Annotated in this window: 21 protein-coding genes; 4 read left to right on the forward strand and 17 right to left on the reverse strand. The window is 58.1% G+C overall.

Features of this window, described 5'->3' with window-relative positions; all coding sequences use genetic code 11:
- Positions 1 to 16 precede the first annotated feature (16 nt).
- The 3 genes from VNZ60_RS20990 to VNZ60_RS21000 all read right to left on the reverse strand — a co-directional run bounded on the left by VNZ60_RS20990 (position 17) and on the right by VNZ60_RS21000 (position 5003).
- Positions 17 to 2059, reverse strand: coding sequence for a primosomal protein N' (locus VNZ60_RS20990; RefSeq protein WP_325662641.1), 2043 nt, complete (start codon positions 2057 to 2059; stop codon positions 17 to 19).
- 842 nt (positions 2060 to 2901) lie between these two features.
- On the reverse strand, positions 2902 to 3981 hold the full coding sequence (gene hemE, locus VNZ60_RS20995; RefSeq protein ID WP_325662643.1) for a uroporphyrinogen decarboxylase: 1080 nt from the start codon (positions 3979 to 3981) through the stop codon (positions 2902 to 2904).
- 107 nt (positions 3982 to 4088) lie between these two features.
- The gene (locus VNZ60_RS21000; protein ID WP_325662645.1) at positions 4089 to 5003 is read right to left on the reverse strand and encodes a LysR family transcriptional regulator; all 915 of its coding nucleotides are present in this window, start codon (positions 5001 to 5003) and stop codon (positions 4089 to 4091) included.
- A 161-nt stretch (positions 5004 to 5164) separates the two neighbouring features.
- Between VNZ60_RS21000 and speB the strand changes: the two genes are divergently transcribed.
- Positions 5165 to 6118, forward strand: coding sequence for an agmatinase (speB, locus tag VNZ60_RS21005; protein ID WP_325662646.1), 954 nt, complete (start codon positions 5165 to 5167; stop codon positions 6116 to 6118).
- A 60-nt stretch (positions 6119 to 6178) separates the two neighbouring features.
- On the opposite strand, the gene VNZ60_RS21010 is transcribed toward speB, so the two are convergent.
- Positions 6179 to 7033 carry an AraC family transcriptional regulator gene (locus tag VNZ60_RS21010; RefSeq protein ID WP_325662648.1) on the reverse strand — a complete coding sequence of 285 codons (855 nt, stop codon included), beginning with the start codon at positions 7031 to 7033 and terminating at the stop codon, positions 6179 to 6181.
- 128 nt (positions 7034 to 7161) lie between these two features.
- Between VNZ60_RS21010 and VNZ60_RS21015 the strand changes: the two genes are divergently transcribed.
- A complete protein-coding gene (locus VNZ60_RS21015) occupies positions 7162 to 8118 on the forward strand; it encodes a phytanoyl-CoA dioxygenase family protein (RefSeq protein ID WP_325662650.1) in 957 nt (318 codons plus the stop codon).
- Between the two features lie 27 nt (positions 8119 to 8145).
- Here the strand turns inward: VNZ60_RS21015 and VNZ60_RS21020 are convergent, their stop codons facing one another.
- The 7 genes from VNZ60_RS21020 to gabT all read right to left on the reverse strand — a co-directional run bounded on the left by VNZ60_RS21020 (position 8146) and on the right by gabT (position 17104).
- Positions 8146 to 9315, reverse strand: a complete 1170-nt coding sequence (locus VNZ60_RS21020; protein WP_325662672.1) for an MFS transporter — start codon at positions 9313 to 9315, stop codon at positions 8146 to 8148.
- A gap of 266 nt (positions 9316 to 9581) precedes the next feature.
- Positions 9582 to 11036 (reverse strand): NADP-dependent succinate-semialdehyde dehydrogenase, encoded by a 1455-nt coding sequence (gabD, locus tag VNZ60_RS21025; RefSeq protein ID WP_325662652.1) that lies wholly within the window; start codon positions 11034 to 11036, stop codon positions 9582 to 9584.
- A 234-nt stretch (positions 11037 to 11270) separates the two neighbouring features.
- Entirely contained in the window at positions 11271 to 12104 is an 834-nt protein-coding gene (locus tag VNZ60_RS21030) for an ABC transporter permease (RefSeq protein ID WP_325662654.1), read from the reverse strand.
- Positions 12105 to 12108: 4 nt separating this feature from the next.
- Entirely contained in the window at positions 12109 to 13398 is a 1290-nt protein-coding gene (locus VNZ60_RS21035) for an ABC transporter permease (protein ID WP_325662655.1), read from the reverse strand.
- A gap of 95 nt (positions 13399 to 13493) precedes the next feature.
- A complete protein-coding gene (locus VNZ60_RS21040) occupies positions 13494 to 14534 on the reverse strand; it encodes an ABC transporter substrate-binding protein (RefSeq protein WP_325662657.1) in 1041 nt (346 codons plus the stop codon).
- A gap of 49 nt (positions 14535 to 14583) precedes the next feature.
- Complete coding sequence (locus VNZ60_RS21045) at positions 14584 to 15705, reverse strand: ABC transporter ATP-binding protein (RefSeq protein WP_325662674.1); 1122 nt, start codon at positions 15703 to 15705, stop codon at positions 14584 to 14586.
- A gap of 46 nt (positions 15706 to 15751) precedes the next feature.
- Positions 15752 to 17104: a 4-aminobutyrate--2-oxoglutarate transaminase gene (gene gabT / locus VNZ60_RS21050; RefSeq protein ID WP_325662659.1), complete on the reverse strand. Its 1353-nt coding sequence runs from the start codon at positions 17102 to 17104 to the stop codon at positions 15752 to 15754.
- Between the two features lie 107 nt (positions 17105 to 17211).
- Between gabT and pdxR the strand changes: the two genes are divergently transcribed.
- Positions 17212 to 18702, forward strand: coding sequence for a MocR-like pyridoxine biosynthesis transcription factor PdxR (pdxR, locus tag VNZ60_RS21055; protein WP_414648933.1), 1491 nt, complete (start codon positions 17212 to 17214; stop codon positions 18700 to 18702).
- 45 nt (positions 18703 to 18747) lie between these two features.
- On the forward strand, positions 18748 to 19521 hold the full coding sequence (locus tag VNZ60_RS21060; protein ID WP_325662661.1) for a transporter substrate-binding domain-containing protein: 774 nt from the start codon (positions 18748 to 18750) through the stop codon (positions 19519 to 19521).
- A 65-nt stretch (positions 19522 to 19586) separates the two neighbouring features.
- On the opposite strand, the gene VNZ60_RS21065 is transcribed toward VNZ60_RS21060, so the two are convergent.
- The 6 genes from VNZ60_RS21065 to atpD all read right to left on the reverse strand — a co-directional run bounded on the left by VNZ60_RS21065 (position 19587) and on the right by atpD (position 24922).
- Complete coding sequence (locus tag VNZ60_RS21065; protein WP_325662663.1) at positions 19587 to 20399, reverse strand: SGNH/GDSL hydrolase family protein; 813 nt, start codon at positions 20397 to 20399, stop codon at positions 19587 to 19589.
- Positions 20400 to 20597: 198 nt separating this feature from the next.
- A complete protein-coding gene (locus VNZ60_RS21070; protein ID WP_325662664.1) occupies positions 20598 to 21404 on the reverse strand; it encodes a PPK2 family polyphosphate kinase in 807 nt (268 codons plus the stop codon).
- 26 nt (positions 21405 to 21430) lie between these two features.
- Positions 21431 to 21895, reverse strand: coding sequence for a CoA-binding protein (locus tag VNZ60_RS21075; protein WP_325662666.1), 465 nt, complete (start codon positions 21893 to 21895; stop codon positions 21431 to 21433).
- Positions 21896 to 22034: 139 nt separating this feature from the next.
- On the reverse strand, positions 22035 to 22805 hold the full coding sequence (locus tag VNZ60_RS21080; protein WP_325662668.1) for a basic amino acid ABC transporter substrate-binding protein: 771 nt from the start codon (positions 22803 to 22805) through the stop codon (positions 22035 to 22037).
- A gap of 200 nt (positions 22806 to 23005) precedes the next feature.
- On the reverse strand, positions 23006 to 23431 hold the full coding sequence (locus tag VNZ60_RS21085; RefSeq protein ID WP_325662670.1) for a F0F1 ATP synthase subunit epsilon: 426 nt from the start codon (positions 23429 to 23431) through the stop codon (positions 23006 to 23008).
- Between the two features lie 90 nt (positions 23432 to 23521).
- A complete protein-coding gene (atpD, locus tag VNZ60_RS21090) occupies positions 23522 to 24922 on the reverse strand; it encodes a F0F1 ATP synthase subunit beta (RefSeq protein ID WP_092354792.1) in 1401 nt (466 codons plus the stop codon).
- Between the last annotated feature and the right edge of the window lie 4 nt (positions 24923 to 24926).

Genomic DNA, 24926 nt, shown 5'->3' on the forward strand with positions numbered 1-24926 from the left:
AAGACGCAAAACCGCATCAGATATCGACCGGATCCACTTCCAGCGACCATTTCGCGCGCGTCTTCAGCTGCCGCAACTGAGCCATCCAGTCAGTCAGGAAAGCCTGCAAACCGGGACGCGACGGGCACTCGATCAGCAATTGCGCCCGATCGACATTGGCAACCCGGGTCATGGTCATCGGAATCGGGTCATGCATGGTGATGCCGTCGTGCTCGATGCAGTTGGCTGCCTGTTGCAAGAACTCGATCGCGGTTTCCAGCTCTTTCGCCTCAGCCCTGAGCAAGGCTTGATAGATGTAGGGCGGCAGGCAAGCCTGCGCGCGCTCCTCCAGCAAGGAAGTGGCGAAGTGATCGTAATCGTGGGCGATCACTGCCGCATACAGCGGATGCTGCGGATAACGCGTCTGGATCAGCACCTCGCTAGCACTGCCCCCCTCTTTTTGCGCAGCGCGGCCGGCGCGTCCCGCTACCTGCATCAATTGCGCAAACAAACGCTCGCTGGCGCGGTAGTCATGGGAAAACAGGGCTGTATCAGGATTCAGGATGCCGACCAGCGTCAGGTTTTTGAAATCGTGCCCTTTGGCGACCATCTGGGTGCCGATCAGGATATCGACTTCGCCGTTGTGCACGCTATCGAAAGCCACTTGCGCACTACCCTTGCGACGGGTCGAATCAGCATCGATGCGCAACACCCGTGCCTCGGGAAACATCGCTTGCAAACCCTCTTCCAAGCGTTGCGTGCCGCGTCCCAGCGGCTGCAGATCGACGTTGCCGCAGGTCGGACAGGATTTCGGAATCCTCAACTCCAGGCTGCAATGATGGCAACGCAGGCGATGTTCGGGTTTGTGCAACACCATGAAGGAGGTGCAACGCGTGCAATTGCTGATCCAGCCGCAAGCATCGCAGGCGATCACCGGCGCATAACCGCGCCGGTTCAGAAACAGCAAGGATTGCTCGCCGCGCTCCAGTCTTTTCTTGAGTGCGCTGACCAGAATCGAGGTTAGTCCCTCGCTGGGTTTGTCGCGCTCCATGTCGATCCGGCGCACCAGCGGCAATACCGCATCCTTGACCGCCCGCTCGCGCAGTTCGAGTTTCTTGTAACGTCCGGATTGCGCGTGATGCCAGGTTTCCAACGACGGCGTGGCCGAACCCAGCACAATCGGAATCCCCAGTTGATGGGCGCGCCAGACCGCCAGATCGCGCGCCGAATAACGCAGGCCCTCTTGCTGCTTGTAGGACGGATCGTGCTCCTCGTCGATGACGATCAGCTTGAGATGCGGCAAGGATGCCAGCACCGCCAGCCGGGTGCCGAGGATAATCCGTGCCTGCCCCAAATGCGCCGCCAGCCAGTGGCGCATGCGCTCGCCTTCCGCCAGTCCGCTATGCAAGGTTGCCACTGTCACGCCGGGGAAACGGGCGCGGATGTTTCCCTCCAACTGTGGCGTCAGATTGATTTCCGGCACCAGGATCAGGATTTGCGACGGGTTATCCACGCCATTCCCGCTATGCGCCAGGATTTGCGCCGCCGCCTGCAGATAGACCTCGGTCTTGCCGCTGCCGGTGACGCCGTACAGCAGCGTCGGCGCAAAGCCGGTGGCGCCGGCGATGGCGTCGGCCGCCTGCTGCTGCGCCGGGTTCAGTTGCGCCACATTGATCGGCGTAGCGTCGTGCGCGACACCGCTCTGCTGCAATTTCTTCAAACCGCGATCCAATGCCACGGTGGTCAGAGCACGCAGGTTTTTCGGCAAGCCGGGCAACGCCACTTCGCCCAGTGGCCTTTGATAGTAGTCGGCGGCAAACCGGCACAAGGCGAGCCATTGCGCCGACAGCGGCGGCAACTGATGGCGCACTGCTTGCACATTTTTTAATTTTTCAGCCGGAACCTCACTCTCGGCGCTGATGCCGACAATCAAACCGACCACTTCGCGTCGACCAAAGGAAAGTTGAACCAGTTGCCCGATTTGCGGCATGGCTTCGCCGTCGTCGCTGGCCTGCCAGCGATAGTCGAAGCTGCTATCCAAGGGGGTGTCGAGGACGATTTGGAGAATGCTTTGTTTCACGAACTTAATGTAATTCCCGAGGAAATAAGCTAACTATCGGTTTCATAAGTGCTTTCAAAAAAATATCCACAATATCTGTGGATAACTTTGTGGACAAGGTTGCGTAAACGACGTGAAAGCGCCTGTTTGCGCCGCATTTAAGCTTTTTGCCCAAACCGACATTAATAAAAATATCATTTACAATCAAAGACTTAAGTTGCACATTCAGAGCAAGGAAAAATTTTCCCATTCTCAAAAAATAGCCTTGCGGAAACACCGTTATGTGCATAACTAAATTCGGAATGCCCCAAAACAAAGCATAAGAAAGCAACTAGTGGGTAACAATCAGATCCACATTCAAGTTCATGGGCGCGCACCACTATGTCGCTTTTTTTTACAGCTCACCAAGTTTCGGATCGGAAAAATTAGCCCGATGTCAACTGCAAAAAACCAAGGACAAATCCTGATTCCTAAGAATCTACTTAAAGTAAAACATGAGGAAGTGCCCTAAGCATCGGTTTCATAAGCGCTTTTCAAATTATCCACAATGTCTGTGGATAACTTTGTGGGTAACCTGCTCTTGACAGGCTGCAGGCTCATATTTGATGCGGGTTTCAATAAACTGCCCAAACAAAAAGCAGAAAATAAATCGTTATAAATCAATTACTTACAAAACACTATCAAGTCGAAAATAATAAATATAGTTATAAATAATTGCCGTGGTGCAGCAGATTTATTTTGTGCATAACTAGCGCACGCCACAACCCGGATTGCTTACGAATGTGTTATGTGTGACACCATGTAACAACATTCCTCACCAAAAAGCAGCCATCGGAGGTTACGGCAAAGCCGTCGACAAGCTTCTATCCACGCAATTTACGGCTGATTTCATGGACCGCTTCAACCATCTCCGCAACCGACTCCGGCGGCGTGAATTGCGAAATGCCGTGGCCCAGGTTGAACACGTGGCCGCTGCCGGCTTGAGGTGCGCCGTATGCGTTCAGCAAACGCCCGACTTCGCTACGGATCTGTTCCGGATTGGCAAACAGCACGGCGGGGTCAAGATTGCCCTGCAAGGCGACGCGCTGACCGACGCGCGCACGCGCCTCGCTCAGATTGACGGTCCAGTCGAGGCCGACGGCGTCGGCGCCGATGTCGGCAATCTGTTCCAGCCACAAGCCGCCGCCTTTGGTAAACACAATCGCAGGAATCGGCACGCCATCCTTCTCGCGCTTCAGCTGGGACACGACCTGGCGCATATAGTCCAGCGAAAACTCCTGGTAAGCGCCGTCCGCCAGCGCGCCGCCCCATGAATCGAAAATCATGACGGCTTGGGCGCCGGCGTCGATTTGCGCATTCAGGTAAGCCGCCACCGCCACCGCATTGGTGCTGAGCACGTGGTGCATCAGGTCCGGGCGGTTGTACAACATGGTTTTGACGGTATGAAACTCACGCGAACCTTCGCCCTCAACCATGTAACAAGCCAAGGTCCACGGGCTGCCGGCAAAACCGATCAGCGGCACGCGGCCGTTCAGTTCAGTGCGAATTTGCGTGACGGCCTTGAACACGTAGTCCAGCTTGGCCAGATCGGGGCTTTGCAGCGCCATCACGTCTTTTTCATTGCGCAGCGGGCGTTGGAACTTGGGGCCTTCGCCGTCGGCGAAATACAGGCCCAGCCCCATGGCGTCCGGCACGGTGAGGATGTCGGAAAACAGGATCGCGGCATCCAGAGGGAAACGGTCGAGCGGCTGCAGCGTGACTTCGGTGGCGTAGTCCGGATTGGTCGCCAGCCCCATGAAAGATCCGGCGCGGCTGCGGGTCTTCCGATATTCCGGTAGATAGCGGCCGGCCTGACGCATCAGCCACAGAGGCGTGTATTCAGTTGGCTGGCGCAGCAGTGCGCGCAGGAAGGTATCGTTCTTGAGCGGGGCGAATTGTGACATAAGAGGCAATCTGAATGCATGTGATAACACTGCATTATCTCATCCAAACCGGCGGCCGCGGCATCGGTTGATTGTATGGCAGGTATATGGTCGCTATGTGGTCGACATCACGCCGCGTCCCGATGCACCGCAAGCAGATCGTCCAGAAACGCCTGCAGGACTTCACCCCGGCTGGATTGGCGGCGCACTACCATCTGCAATGCCACTTCATAGGAGAGTAAGGCCGGATTGAGGGCCGCCAGCAATCCTTGCTGCACCAAGGGGGCGGCAAAGTGTTGCGGCAGGAAGCCAAGATGTTGTCCCGACAGGATCAGGACCGCGACCGCCTCCATGTTGTCGGCCAGCGCCGTCACCCGCGTCGGCGTGAATACGCCGCCGGCGCTGTCGGCCTCTGGCAACGGATAGCTGCGCCAGACCCAGTCATGCTGCGCCAAAGCTGCGGCCGTCAATTTTCCGGCCTGGCTAAACAATGGATGAGCGGCGGCGCAATAGGCCACCTGATGTTCCGAATACAGGGGCAGATATTCCAGATTCGGCAAGCGATGCCAGAAATAACCGATGCCAAGATCGAGACGGCCATTGATCACCTCCTCTTCCAGTTGGCCCGGAGCCAGCACCGCCAGCGACAGCATGACTGCCTCGTCACGCGCCCGAAAGCGGGCGATGGCCTGGCTCAGGCGCGCATTGGCGCTCATGGCGGCATGGCCGATAAGGCCCAGATGCAATTGTCCGACCAGCTTGCGGCCGATCTGGCGCGCATCCAGGCAAAAGTGATCGATGTTCTCCAGCAACTGGCGGCTGGCCTGGGCAAATTGCTCACCGCGCGGAGTCAGCCGGAACCCGGCCCGGCCGCGCTCGCACAGACGAAATCCCAGCCGCGTCTCCAGCGTCGCCAGTTGCGTGCTGATGGTGGACTGGCTGACATTCAGGGCCGTCTGCGCAGCGGAAATACCGCCGGCGTCCAGCACCGACAGGAAGACGCGGATCAGACGCAGATCAAGATCGGATAACCGTTGGAGCATATAGCATCGGATAAGGGTAAAGGACGCATCGGGTCGGATCGATAATACATCTATTCGTATCAATGTAAGCGTTGCATTGCGCGCATTTTTTATAATGTAATTTGCCGCTAGAGTGATGGATATCTAGAAAACATAAACCCTTCCCCCTACCGGAGACGACCATGTCGGACACCCCACTTTATCAACCGCTTGGCGGCAACGACATGCCGCGTTTCGGCGGCATTGCCACCATGATGCGCTTGCCGCACGTGAACAGCAGCGCTGAACTGGACGCCTGTTTCGTCGGCGTCCCGTTCGATCTCGGCACCTCGAATCGCTCCGGCACACGCTTCGGGCCGCGCCAGATCCGTACCGAATCGGTGCTGCTGCGGCCTTACAACATGGCGACCCGCGCCGCCCCTTTCGATGCGTTGCGGATTGCCGACCTCGGCGACGTCGCGATCAATCCCTACAACCTGCTGGATTCGATCAAGCTGATTGAAACCGCCTACGACAGCATCGTCGCCTCCGGTTGCCGCCCGATTACGCTGGGCGGCGATCACACCATCGCCCTGCCGATCCTGCGCGCGCTGCATCGCAAATACGGCAAGATCGGCCTGATCCATGTCGACGCCCATGCCGATGTCAACGACACCATGTTCGGCGAAAAAATTGCCCACGGCACGCCCTTCCGGCGGGCGGTGGAAGAAGGCCTGCTGGATTGCCAGCGCGTGGTGCAGATCGGTTTGCGCGGCACCGGCTACACCGCAGAAGATTTCGACTGGTGCCGCGACCAGGGTTTCAAGGTGGTGCAGGTGGAAGACTGCTGGAACAAATCGCTGGCGCCGCTGATGGAAGAAGTGCGCGCCCGCGTGGCCGGCGGCCCGGTCTACCTGAGTTTCGACATCGACGGCATCGATCCGGCCTATGCGCCCGGCACCGGCACGCCGGAAATCGCCGGCCTGACCGTGCCGCAGGCGCTGGAGATCATCCGCGGCGCCTGGGGCCTGGACCTGGTCGGCGCCGATCTGGTCGAAGTGTCGCCGCCTTACGATCCGGTTGGCACCACCGCCTTGCTGGGCGCCAATCTGGCGTATGAGATGCTGTGTGTGTTGCCCGGCGTGCCGCGGCGTTAAACAATGGCGCCGGATCAGTTGCAGTTTAAGTGAGCGCCAACACTCGGATTCAGCTAGATATTATCTATATCTCTGTTTGAACTCGCGCGGGCTGACACCCTTGGCCGCACGGAATTGCCGGTTGAAATGGGTCAGGTTGCGATAGCCTGATTCCTGGGCGATCACGCCGATCGCCTTGTCGGTCTGGATCAATTGCTGGCAGGCGCTGCCGATCCGCAACTGGGCCAGGTAAGCCGTCACCGTCAACTGCGTGTGGCGTTTGAAAAAACGATGGAAAGCGCCCACCGACAATGCAGCGCGCTCGGCCAGCAACTCCACCGGCAGCGCCGACTGGAAATGGGCGTGCATATAGTCCAGCACCCGCCCCATGCGCTGGCGCTGCGTATCCAACACGATCGCAGCAGAAGCCACCGAGGCCAGCGGCTGCGCCAGTTCGTCTTGCGCCAACAGCAACAACAATTCCAGTAATATCGGCAAGCGTTGTGCCGGCGCCAGTTTCTCCATGCGCAGCATCAAGGGTCTGACGCGGGTGGCTGCCTCAGCAGAAAACTGCAATCCCCTGTCAGCCCGCTTGCCCAGTTGCAGCAGGCCGGCCAGTTCCGGCAAGCTGGTTTGCAACTGGATCAGCCAATCGCGAGAAAACCAGACCACCACCGCCAGCATCTGCCGTTCGGGCGCCAGGCGTTCGCTGGCCGACCAGGTATGCGGCAGGTTCGGCCCCAGCAATACCAGATCGCCATCCGAAAAATCCGCCAGATGGTCGCCGACATAACGTTGGCCACGCGCGTTCAAGGTCAGGGTCAGCTCGAACTCGGGGTGGTAATGCCAGAGAAACGGCAGCTCGGGCAACTCGCGCCACAGCAGTTGCCAGGAATGCCCGGGAGAGAGGGTGAGGTGTTCGTATTGCGGTCGCATTCTGACCTTCAAATGGATAGTTACATCAGAATAGTATCAATAAGCGGCAGTTGCGGCGAAATCGAGTGACGGCTGGCGGCAGAGAATTGCGTTGTAATCCTTGCCGACAAAACCCACCCGGAGACTTTATGAACCAAGCTTACGCCGCCGCCAAGCAACTTCTTAGCAATCCGTCTGTGCTCTACCCCGATCAGGAACAACTGCGCGACATACAAAAAGCCCTGCCGCTGCGGGTATTGTCAGCTGCCGATTTCCATCACTGGCAAAGCTATGGTTATGTCATCGTCAAACAAGCGGTCAGCGCCGCGCAGGTGCAACGCACCGTCGATTTCCTGTGGGAATTCCAGGAACTGGACCGCAACGCGCCCGAAACCTGGAACCGCGCGCAACTGCGCGATCACGAAATGAAGGAGTTGAACGGTTCCGGCATGGTCGAGGCCTATCATCACCAGACCTTCTGGGATAACCGCCAGACGCCGCGCATCGTCGACGCCTTCGTCGACATCTGGGATCGCCAGGACCTGTGGGTGACCATAGACCGCGCCAACCTGAACACGCCGAACCAGGGCGCCAGACGATTCGGCGGCTTTATCCACTGGGACGCCGACACTACACTGGAGCCGCTGCCGGTGAATGTCCAAGGCGTGCTGGCGCTATCCGACACGACGCCGGAAGGCGGCGGTTTCCAATGCATCCCGGAACTGTTCCAACACTTCGCCGAATGGCGCAAATGTGCAGCGAAGGATCGCAATCCCTGGCGTCCCGATCTGGAATCATTGCCGTGGCAGCCGCGCTTCATCCCGATGCAAGCTGGCGATCTGTTGATCTTCAATAGTTTGCTGGCGCACGGCATCAAGCCCAACACCTCGGCCGATCAAGTCCGGCTGGCGCAGTACATCGCCTTTACGCCAGCGCGCGAGGAACAGGCAGAACTGCGCGATTGGCGGGTGGAGAGCTGGCGGCAGCGGACGCCGCCGGATAGTTATGCCTTCCCCGGCGATCCGCGCGAATGGGAAAAAAACCGCTACCCGATGGCGCAGCTAAGCGAGCTGGGCGAAAAAATCCTAGGAAAAAAACGCTGGTAAAAACGGCCATGCGTCGCCCTTGCGCCCTTATTCACTCGGCGTCAGCGCCAGATCGTTATTCCGTTCGATAGCCGCCGACCACAAGGTCAAGCCTAGCGCCGCCGCCACTACCACTACGCCGACATATGGCAAGGTGGTCAGCTGAAAGCCGGCGCTGATTGCCATGCCGCCAAACCAGGCGCCGCCCGCATTGCCGAGATTAAAGGCGCCCTGGTTCAGGGTCGAAGCCAGGTTCGGCGCCGCACTGGCGCGTTCCACCACCAGCATCTGCAACGGCGGCACAATCGCAAAAGCCAGCACGCCCCAGATGAAAATCGTGATGACGGCCGGCAGCGGGGTGCGCATGGTCAGGGTAAATACCGTCAGGATTATCGCCAGCGCCACCAGGAAAGCGATCAGCGACGGCAGCAAACGCCAGTCGGCCAGTTTGCCGCCGAGCGCGCTGCCCACCGTCAGGCCCAGGCCGAACACCAGCAACACCAGCGTTACGGCATGCGGCGTCAGCCCGGTGACGTCTTCCAGAATCGGCGTGATGTAGGTGAATACCGAAAACAGGCTGGCCGACGCCAGCGCGCTGATCGCCAGCACCATCAATACCTGCCTATCCTTGAGCACGCCAAACTCTTGCAACAGGCTGGTCTTTTGCATCTCGATTTTCTTCGGCAGCCACAGCGCGAGCGCGATCGCCGCCAGCACCCCGATCACCGTCACCGCCCAAAATGTCGAGCGCCAGCCCAGTTGTTGCCCCAGCGCAGTGCCAAACGGCACGCCCAGCACATTGGCCAGGGTCAGACCGGCAAACATTAGAGCAATCGCCTGCGCCCGCCGGTTCGGCGCCACCAGGCCAGCCGCAACCACCGAGCCGATGCCGAAAAACGCGCCATGACAAAACGCCGTCACTACCCGCGCCAACATCAGCACAGTGTAATTCGGCGACAAGGCGCACAGCACATTGCCGATGATAAACAGGCCGATCAGGCTCAGCAGCGCCGTCCGGCGCGGCATGTTGGCGGTCGCGATGGCGACGATCGGCGCGCCTATCGTCACGCCCAGCGCATAACCGGTCACCAGCATCCCCGCCGCCGGGATGGTCACCCCCAGATCGCGCGCGACATCGGGCAGCAAGCCCATGATGACGAATTCCGTCGTACCGATGCCGAAAGCGGCAACAGCAAGGGCAAACAGGGGCAAAGACAGCATGATGATCATCCGGAAATGAAAAACCGCCGGGGAGTTTAAGCAACAACGTTAAACAGCGTGGCGGTCAGAGGCGCGCACCGGGGGCATGGTGCGAAGCAACATTATATCAACGGCGATTTATTTGTGTTAGCGCTACCAGATTTCGAGAGGAAAATGTGGCAAGCAGTAGGGAAAGTGTTGGATTTTAGCGAAACGCCGTGCCTTCCAGGCACGGCATAGTGCGGATGGGTGTCACACGAATTTGAACCGGGTCGCCGGAAACATCAAATCCCGCCCATGCACAGGTATTTGATCACCTGGTAATCCTCAATCCCATACTTCGATCCTTCACGCCCCAGGCCGGATTGCTTGACGCCGCCGAACGGCGCCACTTCGTTCGAAATGATGCCGGTGTTGATGCCGACCATGCCGCTTTCCAAACCCTCGGCGACACGCCAGATACGGCCGATATCGCGCGAGTAGAAATAACTGGCAAGACCGAATTCGGTATCGTTGGCCAGCGCCAGTACTTCATCGTCGGTCTTGAAGCGGAACAAGGGCGCCATCGGGCCAAAGGTCTCTTCGCGCGCCACCATCATGTCGGAAGTCACATCGGCCAGTACGGTCGGTTCGAAGAAACTCTGGCCGAGCGCATGGCGTTTGCCGCCGGCCAGAATGCGCGCACCTTTTTCTACCGCGTCGGCGATATGCTGTTCGACTTTGGCGACCGCTTTCTGATCGATCAGCGGGCCTTGTGTCACGCCCTCTTGCTGACCGTTGCCAACTTTCAGCTTAGCCACTGCGGCCACCAGTTTTTCGGCGAAAGCATCGTAAATGCCGTCCTGCACATACAGGCGGTTGGCGCAGACGCAAGTTTGCCCGGCGTTGCGATATTTGGACGCCATCGCGCCATCCACGGCGGCATCCAGATCGGCGTCTTCAAACACGATGAACGGCGCGTTGCCGCCCAATTCCAGCGACAGTTTCTTGATGGTGGCGGCGCATTGCTCCATCAGCAGGCGGCCAACGCCGGTGGAGCCGGTGAAGGTCAGCTTGCGCACGATCGGGTTGCTGGTCATCTCGGCGCCGATGTCGCGCGCGGAACCGGTTACCACGCTGAACACGCCGGCTGGGATGCCGGCACGCTCGGCCAGTACCGCCAGGGCCAGCGCAGAAAACGGCGTCGCTTCGGCCGGCTTGAGCACCATGGTGCAGCCGGCGGCCAGCGCCGGGCCGGCCTTGCGGGTGATCATTGCGGCCGGGAAATTCCACGGTGTGATCGCCGCGCAAACCCCGATCGGCTCTTTCACCACCACGATCCGCGAACTCGGCGAGGGCGATGGAATGGTGTCGCCGCCGGCGCGCTTGCCCTCTTCTGCAAACCATTCTATGAAGGATGCGGCGTAGGCGATTTCACCCTTGGCTTCAGCCAGCGGCTTGCCTTGTTCGACGGTCATGATCAGCGCCAGATCGTCGAGATTGGCTAGCATCAGATCATTCCATTTGCGCAGGATGATGCTGCGTTCCTTGGCGGTCTTGCGCCGCCATTGGCGCCAGGCGTCGTTGGCGGCGGCAATCGCGCGTTTGGTCTCGGCAGCGCCCATCAACGGTACGCTGCCGATGGTTTCACCGGTCGCCGGATTAGTCACGGGATGCGTGCCGCCATTATCGGCGTCGCACCATTCGCCATTGACATAGGCTTGCTGACGGAACAATGAGGGATCTTTTAATTGCATCATGGGGAGAACTCCTATGAACGTTGAAGGCACGCATATCCGCTTGCGATATGCGTGCTGAAAAGTGGTTGCTTGCGAGTGTAGTGCTTCGTAAGTAATGGAGCTTCAGAAATGGTGGATTTTTGTGTCAGGCTAGGCGCAAACCGGAGCGATAGTGGGGCTATCGCGAGGATTTGCAACGACGCCTGGCGCAAAAAGACGCCGTTTATGAAGTTTCATTATTTGCGAAGTACTGCACTAATACTTGGCGAGCGCCTTGTTGCGCCCGCGTATCCATTCCAGCACCAGCAGCAGGCAGGTCGAAAACACGATCAGGATGGTGGCCAGCGCGGCAATCGTCGGGCTGATGTTTTCCTTGATGCCGGTAAACATCTGCCGTGGCAGAGTGGCTTGTCCGGGGCCGGCGACAAACAAGGTTACCACCACATCGTCGAACGAGGTCGCGAAGGCGAACAAGGCGCCGGAAATCAAACCCGGCGCAATCACCGGCAAGGTAATCCGGAAAAAAGTAGAAAGCGGATTGGCGCCCAGACTGAGACTGGCGCGCACCAGGTTCTGGTTGAAGCCCTGCAACGTCGCCAACACCGTCGTCACCACGAACGGCGCACCGAGCGCCGCATGCGCCAGGATCAGGCCGGTATAACTATCGGACAAACCGATCTGCGCGAAGAACAGATAAACGCCGACGCCGACCACCACCACCGGCACCACCATCGGCGAGATCAGCACCGCCATCAGCAAACCCTTGCCGTGGAAATCCGCCTTGTTCAAGCCGACTGCCGCCAAGGTGCCAAGTATGGTCGCCAGCACAGTCGCCAACGGCGCCACGATGAAGCTATTTTTCGCGGCGCTGACCCATTCCTGCGAATGCACAAGGTTCTGATACCAGCGCATCGAAAAACCGTGGATCGGATACACCAGAAAAGTGCTGTCGCTGAACGACAGTGGAATGATGACCAGGATCGGCAGCAGCAGGAACAGCAGCACCAGCAGATTGAAGCCACGCGAAAAGAAAAACCAGACGCGTTCGGTCAAAGAAACATAGGGGGGAAATTGCGGAAATATCTTCATTTTCTTATCCCATGGCCACGTCGTTTTTGGTGAAGCGACGATACACGCCATACAACACCAGCGTCGCAGCAAACAACAGAGCACCCAGCGCGCAAGCCATGCCCCAGTTGATGGTGACATTGGTGAAATAGGCGATGTAGTAACTCACCATCTGCTCATTCGGCCCGCCCAGCAAGGCTGGCGTAATGTAATAGCCGACTGCCAGAATAAACACTAGCAAACCGCCGGCGCCGATGCCCGGATAAGTCTGCGGCACATACACGCGCCAGAAGGCGGCGAACGGATGGCTGCCAAGCGACACCGCAGCGCGCAGATAGGTCGGCGGAATCGCTTTCATCACGCTATACAAAGGCAGGATCATGAACGGCAGCAGGATGTGGGTCATGGCGATATACACGCCGATGCGGTTGAACAGCAATTCCAGCGGCGCCTGGGTCAGGCCGCTCACCATCAGGGCCTTGTTGACCAGGCCTTCCGATTGCAGCAATACAATCCAGGCCGCGACCCGCACCAGGATCGAAGTCCAGAATGGAATCAGCACCAGGATCATGAACAGGTTGGCGCGCCGTTCCGACATGGTCGACAGCCAGTACGCCAGCGGATAACCGAGCACCAGGCAAGCCAGGGTAGCAACCAGGCCGATCCAGAAAGTGCGGCCGAAAATCTTTTGATACACCGAGGCGCTGGCCTCGGCTTTTTCGATATGGCCGAAGGCATCCTGCTTCAGATCCAGCGCCGCCAGCAGGTAATACGGGGAATACGGCGCACCGTTCTTGGCGATCACTTGCCAGTACGGCAGCTGGCCCCATTGTTCATCGAGATCAATCAGCGCTTGTTTGATCTGCGTCGCCGGCAGCGGCTTGCCGTCGGCATCCAGCAGCGGCAAGGCACGCGAGGTTTTCATGATGATCGAGCGGGCGCCGGAGATTTCCGAATTGAGGCGGCGCGCCAGCGAACCGGCTGAGCTGTCTGCCTTGGCTTGCAGCAAATCGCTTGCCAGCCCGGCGTAGGCGGCGTCCGGCGGCGCGCTCTTGCGATCCCAGTTGCTTAATGCGGCCACGGTATGCGGCAGCGTAGTGGCGATTTCCGGGTTTTCGACAGCACGCTTGAGCAGCATGGCAATCGGTACCAGAAAGGTCAGCAGCAGGAAAATCGCCAGCGGCGCGATCAATGCCAGCGCGGCGGCGCGCTTACGAAATTGTGCCTGGCGCAATTCGCGCTTGAGCTGGGAATTCTGCGGTGATGCAGGCGGCGTCATGACAGAACCGACGCCGGCAGATGCAATAGAAGTCATGGTGATCCGGGTATGCTAAATAGTGAATTGCAAAGAACTGCCGCAAGCCACGGACAAACGAAAAACGAATGCGGCTTGCGGCCATACCGGTCTTCTTACTTGGCGGCCCAGGCAGTGAAACGCTGCTCCAGTTCTTCACCGTGATCGGTCCAAAACGACAAGCTCAGTTGCAAGGCATCCTTGGCATTAGTCGGCGAGGTCGGCAGATTAGCCAGTACCTTCGGATCCAGCAGCTTGAGCGCCTGGTTGTTCACCGGACCGTAAGCGATATTGCTGGCGTAAGCTTTTTGCGAGTCAGGCTTGCTGGCGAAGGCAATGAATTTCTCGGCGTCGGCCTTGTTCGGCGTGCCCTTTGGAATCACCCAGAAATCAAGCGTGTAGATGCTGCCGATCCAGCTCACTTTCAGGTTCTTGCCTTCCCGTTGCGCAGCGTCGATACGACCGTTGAATGCGGTCGACATCACGACATCGCCGGCCACCAGGAATTGCGGCGGTTGCGCGCCGGCTTCCCACCATTGGATATTCGGCTTCAGTTCATCCAGCTTCTTGAAAGCGCGATCAACGCCGGCTTTAGTGCCGAGCAATTTGTAGACATCTTTCGGCGCCACGCCATCCGCCATCAGCGCGAATTCCAGCGTGTATTCGGCGCCCTTCTTCATGGCGCGCTTGCCGGGGAATTTCTTGGTGTCCCAGAAATCGGCCCAGGTCTTCGGCGCAACTTTCAGTTTGTCGGCGTCATAGGCCAGCACGGTCGACCAGACAAAAGCGCCGACGCCACATTCATGGATTGCTGCAGGGCTGAAATCGGCCTTGTTGCCGATCTTGCTGAAGTCGATTTTTTCCAGCAAGCCTTCTTCGCAGGCACGGCCGATATCGCCAGCGTCCACTTCCACTACATCCCAGCTGACTTTCTTGGCTTCGACCATGGCTTTGACCTTGGCCAGCTCGCCATTGAATTCGACCACCGTGATCTTGTCGCCGCTAGCCTTGGCAAACGGATCGATGTAGGCAACTTTCTGCGCCGCGCCGTTGGCGCCGCCGAAATTGACCACCGTCAAGGCTGCCGCCTGGGCCATGCCGACTGCGGCCAGCGACAATACAATGCTGGTAAGAACAGGTTTGAATATCGACTTCATCACATCTCCTCGAGGATTGAAAAACAATTACAGAAATTGTCAGTTGGCGCTAAATAAATATGCGCAGGTGCTTGGGATCTATGTCCAATGCGACCTGGGTGCCTTCATATAATCCGGCCAGCGCCGGATCGTTCAAGGAAAGTTTGACGAAACAATCGTCTTGTTGCGGAATCGTGCAACGCACGCGCACGTGATCGCCAAAATAAATCAGGCTGCTGACGCTGACGCGCAAGGCGCTTTCTGGCGCATCGGCCAGCGGCAGCAAATGAATCCGTTCCGGCCGGATGCAAGCCACCACCTGCTGATCGACGCTAGCCTGGTTGGCGTTGAGGCCGCTCAGCAAACCGCCATGCGGCAAGCGCACGGTGGCGCTGCCGCCTTCGGTGGCCGCTAGCACGCCATTGAAGCGATTGTTATCGCCGATAAAGCCGGCAACGAATTGATTTTCCGGATATTCGTACAGACGATCGACCACCGCCAACTGCTGGATGATGCCCTGGTCGAAGACGGCAACCCGGTCCGACATGGTCAGCGCTTCGCTTTGATCGTGGGTAACGTAGACAAACGTCACGCCGAGACGCTTGTGCAAGGCTTTCAATTCCAGTTGCATGTGTTCGCGCAACTGTTTGTCGAGCGCCCCCAGCGGCTCATCCATCAGCACCAGCTTGGGATCGAATACCAGCGCCCGCGCCAGGGCGATCCGCTGTTGCTGGCCGCCGGAAAGCTGGGCTGGATAACGATCGCCGAACTTGCCCATCTGCACCATGTCCAGCGCTTTTTTCACCTTCTCGGCGCGTTCGCTGCCACTGATATTGCGCACCCGCAGTGGATAGGCCACGTTCTGCGCCACGGTCATGTGCGGGAACAGGGCATAGTTTTGAAACACCATGCCGATGTTGCGTTTATGCGGCGGCACTTTGTTGAGCAGCTGGCCATCCAGCCGGATTTCACCACCGGTTGGAAACTCGAATCCGGCCAGCATCATCAGACAGGTGGTCTTGCCGGAGCCGGATGGTCCCAGCAAGGTCAGGAATTCGCCGCGCTGGATATCCAGGTTCAGGTTCTTGACGACCAGATTCTCGCCGTCGTAGGTTTTCTTGACCCCGGAAAACTGCACCAGGATATCCGCTGTACCTGGCTTTTCGGCAACTTCCTTGGAAACCAGGGGCAGGTGGGTGGCGATATTTTCTTGCTTCAACTTATTCTCCCGACAAGCTTCAAGCGGCGGCAACGGTACGCATCGCGGCACTCAGAATGGCCAATGCTTCATCCATCAAGTTATCCTCTATGGTCAGCGGAAACAAGAAGCGGATCGCATTACTGTAGACCCCACAGCTCAACAACAGCAAGCCGTTTTTGAGGGCCTCGGTCTGTACCTTCTTGGTAAACTCGGGGTCCGGCTGGCGCGTGCTTGGCTGCAGGAATTCCACCGCCACCATCGCCCCCAGGCCGCGGATATCGGCGATCTGCGGGATCTCTGCGCGCAGTCCTTCCAGTACCTGCTTCAGCTTGGCGCCAAGCAGATTGGCGCGCTCGACCAGTTTCTCTTCTTCGATCACATCCAGCACCGCCAGCGCCGAAGCCACCGCCAACGGATTGCCGGCGTAAGTGCCGCCCAGGCCGCCGGGCGCCGCTGCATCCATGATCTCGGCGCGGCCGCAGACCGCCGACAAAGGCATGCCGCCAGCCAGGCTCTTGGCCATGGTCATCAGGTCTGGAATCACGCCGGAATGTTCCACCGCGAACAATTTGCCGGTACGGGCAAAACCGGTTTGCACTTCATCCACCACCAGCAAGATGCCATGCTCGTCGCACAATGCGCGCAGCGCCTGCATCAACGCCGGCGGCGCAGCATAGAAACCGCCCTCGCCTTGCACCGGTTCGAGGATGATGGCGGCCACACGCTTGGGATCGACGTCGGCCTTGAACAAGGTTTGCAACGCAGCCAGCGAACTTTCCACGCTGACGCCGTGCAGTTCAATCGGAAACGGCACGTGGTAAACCTCGGCCGGGAACGGACCGAAACCGACTTTGTACGGCACCACTTTGCCGGTCAGCGCCATGCCCATCATGGTACGGCCGTGGAAGGCGCCGGAAAACGCGATCACGGCGCTGCGGCCGGTGGCGGCGCGAGCGATCTTGACGGCGTTTTCTACTGCTTCGGCGCCGGTCGAAAAGAAGGTGGTTTTTTTGGCATGATCGCCTGGCGTGATAGCGTTGATGCGCTCGGCCAGTTCGACATAACTGGCGTAAGGCACGATCTGATAGGCGGTATGGGTGAATTTGCCGAGTTGCTCCTGGATCGCCGCTACCAACTTTGGATGGCGATGACCGGTGTTCAAGACGGCGATGCCGGCGGCGAAATCGATGAAGCGGCGGTTTTCCACATCCCAGATTTCAGCGTTGAGTGCGTGCGAGGCGTAGAAATCGCACATGACGCCGACACCGCGCGGGGTGGCGGCATTTTTGCGTTGATGCAGTGCAGCGTTGGTGTTTGAGTTCGGGTTTGAAGTTGCGGTTGTTGTAGCTCCGGCTGCGGCCGCGGCTGCGTGGTATCCGTCGTTTTTCATGCTGGCTCCTGGATGCGTTATGCGTTTTATGTACAAGCTTTGATGCATACTAAGGCCGGGCTGGATCTATAATATAGTGCCACTTTCAGTTTTCTAATGGAGCCACTTTGCGCATCGCCTCGCTCACCGATTTTTTGCTGATGCGCATCGAGCGTGGCGCCGATGGCACAGGCATGCCGCTCAATCGGCAAATTTACCAGGCAATCCGCGAAGCCATCCTTTCGCAGTTGCTGCCGTCCGCCTGGCAATTGCCGTCGTCACGCGATCTGGCGCGCGAACTGGGCATCTCGCGCAATACGGTGACCTATGCTTACGAGCAGCTGATTGCCGAAGGTTATCTGGAAACCCGCGCCGGCTCCGGCACCTTCATCGCCGACACCACCCCTGACCAGATTCCAGAAGTGCGCCTGAACACGCCACCGCTGACCGATCCCAGCGGCCAGTCGGAACTGTCGGCCCACGGCGCGCAACTGATCCAGCAGGCAGGCGTCAGCGATTTGCAATGGGGTGCATTCATGCCGGGAGTGCCGGACGTGACGCTATTCCCGAACAAAATCTGGAGCCGCCTGCAAAACAAACATTGGCGCCGTTCGCGCGCCGATCTGCTGACCTATGGCGAGGCCGGCGGCTATCTGCCGCTGCGTGAGGCAATCGCCGAATATTTGCGCATCGCGCGTTCAGTCAACTGCAACGCCAGCCAGGTAATCATTACCACCGGCATCCATCAATCGCTGGATATCGTCGTCAAACTGCTGGGGGAACATGGCGATAGCGCCTGGGTCGAAGATCCGTGTTACTGGGGCACCCGCAGCGTTCTCAACTCGCTTGGCATCAAGCCGGTGGCGATCCCGGTCGACGCCGAAGGCATGCGCATGCGGCTGGCCAACCTGCGCCAGCCGCCGCGCTTTATCTGCGCCACGCCATCCCACCAATATCCGCTGGGCATGGTGATGAGCCTGTCGCGGCGGCGCATGTTGCTGGAGTATGCGGCGACCCGCAAAGTCTGGATCATCGAAGACGATTACGATAGCGAATTCCGTTATGGCAGCCGGCCGCTGGCGTCTCTGCAAGGCATGGATACCGACGACCGCGTGCTGTACATGGGCACCTTCAGCAAAACCATGTTCCCCAGCCTGCGCATCGGTTTCATGGTGGTGCCGGAATCGCTGGCGAGCGCATTTGCGATCGGCGTTTCCGAGCTGTATCGCGGCAGCCAGGTGTTCATGCAGGCGATCATGGCCGACTTTATGACCGAAGGCCATTTTGCTTCGCATATCCGGCGCATGCGGGTTTTGTATGCCGAGCGCTTGCACCTGCTGCAAGCTGCCATCGAACGCCATTTCGGCGACCGCATCACGCTCACCGGCGGCGAGGCCGGCCTGCATCTGGCGCTAGGCCTGCCGGCGCAATGCGACGATCTGCAAATCAGCCGCGCGGCGCGTGCGGTGGGGATTGTGGCGCGGCCGCTGTCACGTTATTTCATGAATGCCGAGACCGCGCGCCAGGGCTTGCTGCTGGGTTATGCCTGCGTACCGAATGAGCAGATAGCGCCGGCTTTCGACAAGCTGGCGGCGATCATAAAAGCGCATTGGAAATGAATGTCGTCCCCATCCAGACTTAACCATCGCTACCAAGGAGAACCCATGAAGAAATTTATTTTTGCTTTCGCGTTAGCGCTCAGCGCGGCAACCAGCCCGGTCTCCGCCCAGATGGCGCCATCGCGGCTGGATGACATCATCAAATCCGGCAATCTGCGCGTTTGCATGACCGGCGATTACAAGCCGTTTACTTTTTTCAAGAGCGACAATAGTTTCGAGGGCATCGATGTCGATCTGGCCCGGTCGCTGGCCAAGGCGCTCGGGGTCGAAGCGCGTTTTGTCAAAACCAGCTGGACCAACCTGACCAGCGATTTCCTGGAGAAATGCGATATCGCGATGGGTGGTGTTTCGGTGACGCTGGAACGGCAAAAGAAAGTCTCGTTTTCAGCAGCGCACATGGTGGATGGCAAAGCCGCGATTGCGCGTTGCGCCGATGCCGCAAAATACCAGTCGCTGGCGGCGATCGACCAGCCGGCTACCCGCGCCATCGTCAACCCGGGCGGCACCAACGAGCGTTTCGCCCGCGCCAACTACAAGCAGGCGCAACTGATCCTGTATCCGGATAACGTCACCATCTTCGAGCAGATCGTGCAGGGCAAAGCGGATGTGATGGTGACTGACGCCAGCGAAACCCTGTGGCAGGCGAAGCTGCATCCGCAGTTGTGCTCGATTCGCCCCGAACAACCGCTGCAATTCTCGGAAAAAGCCTTCATGCTGCCGCGCGGCGACGTGCCGTTCAAGGAATTCGTCGATACCTGGATGCATCAGTTGAAAGCCAGCGGCGACTATGACCGGGTGTTTAATCAGTGGCTGAAATGAGCAGTGGCTGAAATGAGCAATGGCTAAAATAAGCGGTGGCTTCAATAGAAACTATCGACTAGCCATCAGCCCTGCTTGCTGGCCGACTGCTGCGCCAGCTTGTTCTTCTTGATCGATTTCAGATGCGCGGCGACAGCGGTCGCCAGCTGGCGCGCCCATAGGGAAACACCGCTGGCCGACGGATGAAAGCCATCGGAAGCCATCAGGTCATGGTCGTTGATATCGATCAGGATCGGCACCCGCGTTACGCGCAGATGGTTCAGGTCGGCGGGCAGAGTGGCAATCAACTCTTCCACGGTCTGGTCCAGCGCCTTGGCTTTCAGGCCGAGTACATAGCGCAACGGCTCCGGCAGCGCCGGGAAGGCGTGGATCGGCGGAATCCCGGAAATCACGATCAGGCGCGGCGCCAGATGCGCTTGCAGGTCACGCATCAGTTGCAGCAGCTCGGCCCGATAGCGGCGACAGGAGCGAAACGCGGTAGTGTCGTTGACGCCGAAAGCGATCAGCACGATGTCCACCTTTTGCGAGGCCACTTGCGGCAGCATGGTCTTGAGCGCGGTGCTCAGGGTAGCGCCGTTTTCACCCACCGCCTGCCAGGTCACGGTGCGCTGCAGGCGCATCGCCAGCGCTGCGGCAAACTGGCCGGTAATCGCCTCGTAATGGGTGGCGACGCCGACCCCGGCAACCGGCGATTCGCCGATGGTCAGCAGAGCCAGCGGCCGTTGCGGCGGCTCGGTGGCGCTGGCAATCTGAGCCTGGCCGATGGTCGGCCCCATTGCTTCGGGCAGGCGTGGTGTAAAGCGGCGCGTGCGACGGCCTTGTATGATCAGCCATGGCAAGAGCGGTAATGCAATCAGTTCCGGCAACCAGCGGCGCACTTCATGTCTCCTTGATTATTGCTATCTTCTTGGACCAAACCGTTTAGAGGCTGTTGCAAACACAGCTGGCGTTGTTGCGCCTCCTAGCCGTACTACTCGTACTGTCTTCGTCTGCGCGCCTAGCCATCTGTGTTTGCAACAGCCTCTTATATGATTTTTCTCAACGGCAAACAATTATAGTGGTTACTGGCCTTCGATTCATTCGATCTTCAAGCCTTTTAATTCTGGTTTGGCCGGCGGCGGTTTCAGTTTCAGATCGACCAGGGTTTCCAGCAGGATGCTGGCAACCGCCAGGTTGCGATGGGTCTTAGAATTGGCCGGGATCACATACCAGGGCGCATGGTCGGCGTCGGTCGCCTGGATCGCCTTGCCAAACAGTTCCTGATATTTATCCCAGCTTTTACGCTCTTCCAGGTCCTGCATATCGAATTTCCAATGCTTGCCCGGGTCGTCGATGCGCTCCTGCAAGCGTTCGCGCTGCTCGTCTTTCGAAATATGCAACAGGCACTTGATGATGACGGTGCCGGTTTCCGCCAGCATTCTTTCGAAATCGCGAATCTGGGCGTAGCGGCGCTCGCATTCGGCCTCATCGATCCAGTCGTGCACTCGCGTTATCAATACGTCTTCGTAGTGACTGCGGTTGAAGACCATGATATCGCCCTGCTGCGGCACCAGTTGATGCACCCGCCATAAATAATCGTGGGCCCGCTCGATGTCGGTAGGGGCTTTGAAATTGGCTATCTGGACGCCTTGCGGATTGATGACGTTAAACACATCTTTTACCGTGCCGTCCTTGCCACTGGTGTCGATGCCCTGCAACACCACCAGTACTTTGTGAGTCCGGCCGGCGTACAGCATCTCCTGTTGCGCCGCAATTTGCGTCGCCAGCGCCAGCACCAATTCCTTATCCTTGATCTTGTCGCCGCTGGAAAGCGGCTTCTGCGCGGCGTCGGCGTCCTTGATCCTGGTTTGCTTGCCGGCGCGGAATTGCTTGCATGCTTTCATTACTCTCTCTCCGTTTAACGCGATGCTTACAAAATCCCGTGCAGGTTTCCCAGCGCATGCTCAATCTTGATGCAGCTATCCATTTCCACCTGGATGCCGTTGAAACGCGCCTTGGCGGCAGCTGCTTCGTTAACGATACCGAGCTGCATCCAGATGCAGCGGGCGCCGATCATGATCGCCTCGCCGACGATAGGTGGAATATCCTCTGCCTTGCGAAAACAATCGACGATATCGATTTTCTGATTGTCCATAGCCAGCGCTTTCGCCGCATCGTACAGGTTGGCGTAGCAAGGCTCGCCGAGGATGTGAGCGCCTACATGCATTGGATTGACCGGGATGATCCGATAGCCGCGTTCCTGCATGTAGCGGGCCACGCCGTAGCTCGGCCGCTCCGGTTTAGTGGATAAGCCGACGATAGCGATGATGGGGTTGGCAGCGTTATGAGTGTTTGCAGATGCTGTGGCAAATGCGGTAGCGGATGTGTTTGGCATGGTTAGGTGATCGACCTGTCAGCGTAAGGAGAAGCCTGCTTGCGGAGCTTTGCGTGATCTTACCGCGAGAACCTGATTTCCTGCCAGCGGGCTCAGGGCAGGCTGCTCACCGCCCTGCCCCAGCCGCACAAAACGCGGGCTACTTGGCAAAGTAGCTGGCGTAAATCTTGTCGTAGCTGCCGTTATCGTGCAGGACTTTCAGAGCGCTGTTGATCTTGGCCAGCAAGGCAGTGTCGCCAGGCCGCACAGCGATGCCGTAGTACTCTTTTTCAAACTTATCGCTTTCGATCAGCTTGAAGCCTTTGTCCTTGTTGAATTTGAAATGATTCGCCACCGCGCCATTGTCTCCCACCGCGGCGTCCACACCGCCGTTATCCACTTCGTTCAGCAGCAACGGCAGGCTTTCGAAACGCACCAGGGCGCTGCTGTTCTTACCCAGCAATTTCTGCATGATGGTGTCGGCGCTGGTGCCGGCGGTGACGCCAACCCGGTTCGCCTGTTTCAGATCGTCCGGGCTGCTGATGTTTCTACCGGGCGCCACCAGAATCACTTGCTTGGCCTCGAAATACGGATCGGAGAAAATCATGCTTTGCTTGCGCTCGTCAGTGATCGTGACGCCGGAAGCGATGATGTCGATGTCGGCGTTGGCCAGGGTGGAAAAAATCCCTTCCCACGGCGTATTCACCCAGACGATCTTGATTCCAGCCTGGTCTGCCGCCGCTTGCATGATGTCGGCGTCAAACCCAACGATCTTGCCATTGGTGTCGATCGAACCGAACGGCGCAAACGCTGCATTCATGCCGACCTTATAGACTTTGGGAGTGGGCGGCGTGTCGCCAGGTTTGTCGCAGGCGCACAGGCCGATTGCGAGCAGAGCGATGGCCAGAAAATGCAGTAGCCGGATTTTCATCTGTTTCCTCCGTTATGTAGCTGTGGCCAGCTATAGATACACGCACCGATGCGTGAGGGCTAAAGCATCTTAGTGGAAGAACAGCGGCTGCGTCATTAAAAAAACGATAACAAATCACAAAGATAAGCGGCTCAGATAGCAAAAAAGCAGCCGAAGCTGCTTTTTCTTATTGCCACCCAAACTACCGGCGAATTGCCAAATCAACGTCCTTTTTGACGCAATTTCTGAATCGCTGCCAGTTGTGCAATAGCTGCCGACAACTCGGACTGTGCTTTTGCATAATCGATCAGGGATTCTTTATTGCTCAACGCTTCTTCGGCGCGACGCTTGGCTTCGCTTGCCTTCGCTTCGTCCAGATCGGCGCCGCGGATTGCGGTGTCGGCCAGAACGGTAACGTTATCCGGCTGCACTTCCAGCAGACCACCGGCAACGAACACAAACTCGTCCTGCGCCTGGCCTGCCACCTTGATCCGTACAGCACCCGGCTTGATGCGCGTGATCAGCGGGGTATGACGAGGATAAATCCCCAGCTCGCCCGATTCACCCGGCAACGCGACGAATTCGGCTTCGCCGGAGAAGATCAGCTCTTCCGCGGAAACAACGTCTACGTGAATAGTGTTTGCCATCTTAAACCCTTTGTTGTCCATCAAATCAACCATCGGCAAGCGCCACTGTGTCATTCCCGCGAACGCGGGGATGACGCGGCGAAACTTGCTTTAGCCGATTTTCTTGGCCTTTTCAATTGCTTCTTCGATCGTGCCGACCATGTAGAACGCTTGTTCCGGCAGGTGATCGAGTTCGCCGCTGGCGATCATCTTGAAGCCCTTGATCGTGTCCTTCAGCGAAACGTATTTACCTGGCGAACCGGTAAACACTTCAGCAACGTGGAAAGGCTGCGACAGGAAACGTTGCATCTTACGTGCACGCGCTACCAGCAACTTGTCTTCCGGCGCCAGTTCGTCCATGCCCAGAATCGCGATAATGTCGCGCAATTCTTTGTAGCGTTGCAAGATACCTTGCACTGCGCGGGCAGTTTCGTAGTGCTCTTGGCCAACCACTTGCGGATCCAGCTGACGCGAGGTCGAATCGAGTGGATCAACCGCAGGGTAGATACCCAGCGAGGCGATATCACGCGACAACACAACGGTGGAGTCCAAGTGAGCAAACGTAGTTGCAGGCGACGGGTCGGTCAAGTCATCCGCAGGAACGTAGACGGCCTGAATCGAGGTGATCGAACCGGTCTTGGTCGACGTAATACGCTCTTGCAGCTGGCCCATTTCTGAAGCCAGTGTAGGCTGGTAACCCACGGCGGAAGGCATACGGCCCAGCAGCGCCGAAACTTCAGTACCGGCCAGTGTGTAACGGTAGATGTTATCGACGAAGAACAGCACGTCTTTACCTTCGTCGCGGAAACCTTCAGCGATTGTCAGGCCGGTCAACGCCACGCGCAGACGGTTGCCTGGCGGTTCATTCATCTGACCGTAGACCATTGCCACTTTGGATTTTTCCGGATGTTCCAGATCGACCACTTTAGCGTCAGCCATTTCGTGATAGAAGTCGTTACCTTCACGAGTACGCTCACCGACACCGGCAAACACCGACAAACCGCTGTGTGCTTTAGCGATGTTGTTGATCAGTTCCATCATGTTCACGGTCTTGCCCACACCCGCGCCACCGAACAGACCAACTTTACCGCCCTTGGCGAACGGGCAAACCAGATCGATAACCTTGATGCCGGTTTCCAGCAATTCCTGCGATGGCGACAGTTCGTCGTAGGCAGGCGCTTTGCGGTGGATCGAAGCAGTGGTTTCGTGGCTTACCGGACCGCATTCATCGATCGGGTTACCCAGCACGTCCATGATGCGGCCCAGTGTTGCTTTACCGGTCGGCACCATGATTGGCTGGCCTGTGTTCTTGATTGTCATGCCGCGGCGCAAACCGTCGGATGTACCCAGCGCAATGGTGCGGACAACGCCGTCACCCAGCTGTTGTTGTACTTCCAGCGTCAGTTCCGAGCCATCCATCTTCAAGGCGTCGTAAATCTTAGGCATCGCGTCACGTGGGAATTCAACGTCCACCACAGCGCCGATACACTGAACGATTTTGCCATCAGCCATTTTC

It is taken from the genome of Collimonas sp., assembly GCF_035566375.1.
Taxonomy (GTDB): Bacteria; Pseudomonadota; Gammaproteobacteria; order Burkholderiales; family Burkholderiaceae_D; genus Collimonas.

Bases quoted from the DNA above. Each gene is read 5' to 3' on its own strand.
- hemE (WP_325662643.1), bottom strand. From the start codon at position 3,981: ATGTCACAATTCGCCCCGCTCAAGAACGATACCTTCCTGCGCGCACTG.
- VNZ60_RS21000 (WP_325662645.1), bottom strand. From the start codon at position 5,003: ATGCTCCAACGGTTATCCGATCTTGATCTGCGTCTGATCCGCGTCTTC.
- speB (WP_325662646.1), top strand. From the start codon at position 5,165: ATGTCGGACACCCCACTTTATCAACCGCTTGGCGGCAACGACATGCCG.
- VNZ60_RS21010 (WP_325662648.1), bottom strand. From the start codon at position 7,033: ATGCGACCGCAATACGAACACCTCACCCTCTCTCCCGGGCATTCCTGG.
- VNZ60_RS21015 (WP_325662650.1), top strand. From the start codon at position 7,162: ATGAACCAAGCTTACGCCGCCGCCAAGCAACTTCTTAGCAATCCGTCT.
- gabD (WP_325662652.1), bottom strand. From the start codon at position 11,036: ATGATGCAATTAAAAGATCCCTCATTGTTCCGTCAGCAAGCCTATGTC.
- VNZ60_RS21030 (WP_325662654.1), bottom strand. From the start codon at position 12,104: ATGAAGATATTTCCGCAATTTCCCCCCTATGTTTCTTTGACCGAACGC.
- VNZ60_RS21035 (WP_325662655.1), bottom strand. From the start codon at position 13,398: ATGACTTCTATTGCATCTGCCGGCGTCGGTTCTGTCATGACGCCGCCT.
- VNZ60_RS21040 (WP_325662657.1), bottom strand. From the start codon at position 14,534: ATGAAGTCGATATTCAAACCTGTTCTTACCAGCATTGTATTGTCGCTG.
- gabT (WP_325662659.1), bottom strand. From the start codon at position 17,104: ATGAAAAACGACGGATACCACGCAGCCGCGGCCGCAGCCGGAGCTACA.
- VNZ60_RS21060 (WP_325662661.1), top strand. From the start codon at position 18,748: ATGAAGAAATTTATTTTTGCTTTCGCGTTAGCGCTCAGCGCGGCAACC.
- VNZ60_RS21070 (WP_325662664.1), bottom strand. From the start codon at position 21,404: ATGAAAGCATGCAAGCAATTCCGCGCCGGCAAGCAAACCAGGATCAAG.
- VNZ60_RS21075 (WP_325662666.1), bottom strand. From the start codon at position 21,895: ATGCCAAACACATCCGCTACCGCATTTGCCACAGCATCTGCAAACACT.
- VNZ60_RS21080 (WP_325662668.1), bottom strand. From the start codon at position 22,805: ATGAAAATCCGGCTACTGCATTTTCTGGCCATCGCTCTGCTCGCAATC.
- VNZ60_RS21085 (WP_325662670.1), bottom strand. From the start codon at position 23,431: ATGGCAAACACTATTCACGTAGACGTTGTTTCCGCGGAAGAGCTGATC.
- atpD (WP_092354792.1), bottom strand. From the start codon at position 24,922: ATGGCTGATGGCAAAATCGTTCAGTGTATCGGCGCTGTGGTGGACGTT.